The 3,332-nt window shown below is 31.8% G+C and carries 3 protein-coding genes; all 3 read left to right on the top strand.

What is annotated here, in order from left to right; genetic code table 11:
* The first annotated feature begins 450 nt into the window (after positions 1 to 450).
* Positions 451 to 2,256 (top strand): glutamine--fructose-6-phosphate transaminase (isomerizing), encoded by a 1,806-nt coding sequence (gene glmS / locus CD128_RS10570; RefSeq protein WP_103329860.1) that lies wholly within the window; start codon positions 451 to 453, stop codon positions 2,254 to 2,256.
* A gap of 154 nt (positions 2,257 to 2,410) precedes the next feature.
* Positions 2,411 to 3,223: an ABC transporter ATP-binding protein gene (locus tag CD128_RS10565; protein ID WP_103329859.1), complete on the top strand. Its 813-nt coding sequence runs from the start codon at positions 2,411 to 2,413 to the stop codon at positions 3,221 to 3,223.
* A gap of 3 nt (positions 3,224 to 3,226) precedes the next feature.
* Positions 3,227 to 3,332, top strand: a 106-nt coding sequence (locus tag CD128_RS10560) for an HAD hydrolase family protein (protein ID WP_231917308.1), incomplete at its 3' end; no start/stop codon positions are given.

The following is a 3,332-nucleotide window of genomic DNA, read 5'->3' as shown; positions in this document are numbered from 1 at the left end:
CTTTAAAAATATACAATATTGTTGTGAAATTATTTGCAATCATTTGTTTATACAGTGTAAAATAAATAATATTGGAAGGAGGAAAGTAGAATAATTAAATAAAGCGCCAGGACAAGGCATTAATTATTGATGATTAAGAATTAAATATGAGAATTCTTATAGATAAATTAATCGCCTTGTAGACGAGGAGAATAGTCATCGAGTATATCGGCGGATGCTATTCCGGATGCGACACATTCGTAAGCTTATTATTAAAACATTTAGGTGACTAAATGCACAAAAATAATAAGAATGTCTAACTTTATCAAACAAAAATAGAAATAGAAATGGCAAAAAGGTTAAGTAAATATTAGGGAAAATAAAGATTAATCTTATTACTGACCTTTAGATATAAAAATTTTATAAAACAGATAAAATTTATTTGCCATTAATTGACGGAGGAAATTTTTTATGTGCGGAATTGTAGGTTATATCGGTTATGATAATGCTAAGGAATTATTATTATCTGGTTTAGAAAAATTAGAATACAGAGGGTATGACTCTGCAGGAATTGCAGTAGTTAATGAAGAGGGTACAACTGTATTTAAAGAAAAAGGACGTATTGCAGAATTAAGAAAAGTAGCAGACAGCAACGATATCGATGGTCATGTAGGTATTGGGCATACTCGTTGGGCTACACATGGTGTACCAAGTACAGTAAACTCTCATCCACACCAATCAAATAATGAACGTTTTACACTAGTACATAACGGTGTAATTGAAAACTACGAAGAATTAAAAAGTGAATATTTAAAAGACGTTAATTTCAAATCTGAAACAGATACTGAAGTTATCGTTCAATTAGTTGAACACTTCTCAAATGAAGGTTTAACAACTGAAGAAGCATTTACTAAAGTAGTATCTTTATTACACGGTTCATATGCTTTAGGTTTATTAGATAACCAAGATGAAGATACAATTTATGTTGCTAAAAATAAATCACCTTTATTAGTGGGCGTTGGTGAAGGATTTAACGTTATTGCTTCTGATGCTTTAGCAATGATTAAAATTACAAATCAATATAAAGAAATCCACGACCATGAAATTGTTATCGTTAAAAAAGATAGCGTAACTATCAAAGACCAAGAGGGTAACGTACAAGATCGTGAAACTTATACTGCACAAATTGATGCTTCAGATGCAGAAAAAGGTATTTATGATCACTATATGTTAAAAGAAATTAACGAACAACCAGCTGTAATGCGTCGTATTATTCAAGAATACGAAGATGAAAATGGCGATCTTAAAATCGATCCTGAAATCGTTAAAGATGTTGCAGCTGCAGACCGCATTTACGTTATTGCAGCTGGTACAAGTTACCACGCTGGTTTAGTAGGTAAAGAATATTTAGAAAAATGGGCTGGCGTACCTACTGAAGTACACGTTGCTTCAGAGTTCGTTTATAACATGCCTTTACTTTCTGAAAAACCTTTATTTATTTACATTTCACAATCAGGTGAAACAGCGGATAGCCGTGCTGTATTAGTTGAAACAAATAAACTTGGTCATAAATCATTAACAGTAACAAACGTTGCTGGTTCAACATTATCTCGTGAAGCGGACCATACATTATTATTACATGCAGGTCCTGAAATTGCTGTAGCATCTACTAAAGCTTATACAGCTCAAATTGCTGTATTATCAATTCTTTCACAAGTAGTAGCTAAAGAACATGGCCGTAACAATGATGTTGATTTATTAAGAGAATTAGCTAAAGTAACAACTGCAATTGAAACAATTGTAGATGATACACCTAAAATGGAACAAATTGCTACAGATTTCTTAGAATCAACTCGTAACGCTTTCTTCATTGGACGTACAATGGACTACAATGTAAGTTTAGAAGGCGCATTAAAACTTAAAGAGATTTCATATATCCAAGCTGAAGGTTTTGCTGGTGGAGAATTAAAACACGGTACAATTGCGTTAATTGAAGAAGGTACACCAGTTATTGCTTTAGCAACTCAAGAAAAAGTTAACTTATCAATCCGCGGTAATGTTAAAGAAGTTGTAGCTCGTGGTGCAAATCCATGTATCATTTCTAGTGAAGGTTTAGAAAAAGAAGGAGATACGTATGTTATCCCTCATGTACATGAATTATTAACTCCATTAGTATCAGTAGTTACATTACAATTAATTTCTTACTATGCTGCATTACACAGAGGCTTAGACGTAGATAAACCACGTAACTTAGCTAAATCAGTAACAGTAGAATAATAGCTTATATTAATCTTAGCTATTTAACAGTCTAATGAGTTATCTCATTAGGCTGTTTTTTCATTCCAAATTTACTTATTTAAGGAGGAAAATTGATTTTGAATAATTGTCTGAATTATCTTACAATATTATTATTGTGAGATGGGGTGTTTTGATGTTAATATCTATGGAAAATATTAGTAAAAAGAAGCAAGGTAAATTAATTCTTAATCAATTATCGTGGGAGATTAATGAAGGAGAAAAATGGGTGTTATACGGTTTAAATGGGGCCGGTAAAACTACCCTCCTAAATATATTAAATGGTTATGACTCTATTACTGAAGGTACTATTAATCTTTTTGGGAGGCAACCAGGACATCAAGGGTATTCTGCTACAAAGGTTAGAGAGCAAATAGGATACGTATCTTCTAGTTTATTAGAAAAGTTTCAAGAAGGTGAAACTGTATTAGATGTTGTGATAAGTGGAGCTTTTAAATCTATAGGCGTTTATGAAGAAATAAATGAAGCGTTAGTTAAAGAAGCTGAATCTTTATTAAAAATAGTGGGTATGGATTATTTCCGACATCAATTCTTAGGGTACCTTTCAACGGGTCAAAAACAAAAGGTAATGATTGCACGCGCATTGATGAATCATCCTAAAATACTTATTTTAGATGAACCTGCTTCAGGTTTGGATTTCATTGCACGAGAAACTTTATTTACCACCTTAGAACAATTAAATCAAACATATCCCACACTCTCTGTCATTTACGTGACACATTTCATTGAAGAAATTGTTCCATTATTCGATAAAATATTTTTATTAAAAGAAGGGAAATGCTTTAAACAGGGAGATATTAGCGATATTCTTAATAGTGACATAATGTCTCGAATGTTCAAGGTGGATGTAGAAATAGTAAAATACCATCAGCGTTGGAGTCTATTTTTGAAAAATAAAAATTATTATAATTATACGGAGGGTACATAAATAATGACAGAAAAAACAAAAGCTATATTTTTAGATATGGATGGCACAATTTTGCATGAAAATAACCAAGCTTCTCTTAAAACTAAAGAAGTTATTGACGCTTTAAGAG

The sequence above is a fragment of the Staphylococcus croceilyticus genome (assembly GCF_002902575.1).
Classification (GTDB): Bacteria; Bacillota; Bacilli; order Staphylococcales; family Staphylococcaceae; genus Staphylococcus; species Staphylococcus croceilyticus.
Note: the sequence above shows the minus strand (reverse complement) of the source record. Positions and strands in the feature narration are given on the sequence as shown.

What these genes read in the sequence shown, in the direction of transcription:
- glmS (WP_103329860.1), top strand. Translation starts at nt 451, where the DNA reads ATGTGCGGAATTGTAGGTTATATCGGTTATGATAATGCTAAGGAATTA.
- CD128_RS10565 (WP_103329859.1), top strand. Translation starts at nt 2,411, where the DNA reads ATGTTAATATCTATGGAAAATATTAGTAAAAAGAAGCAAGGTAAATTA.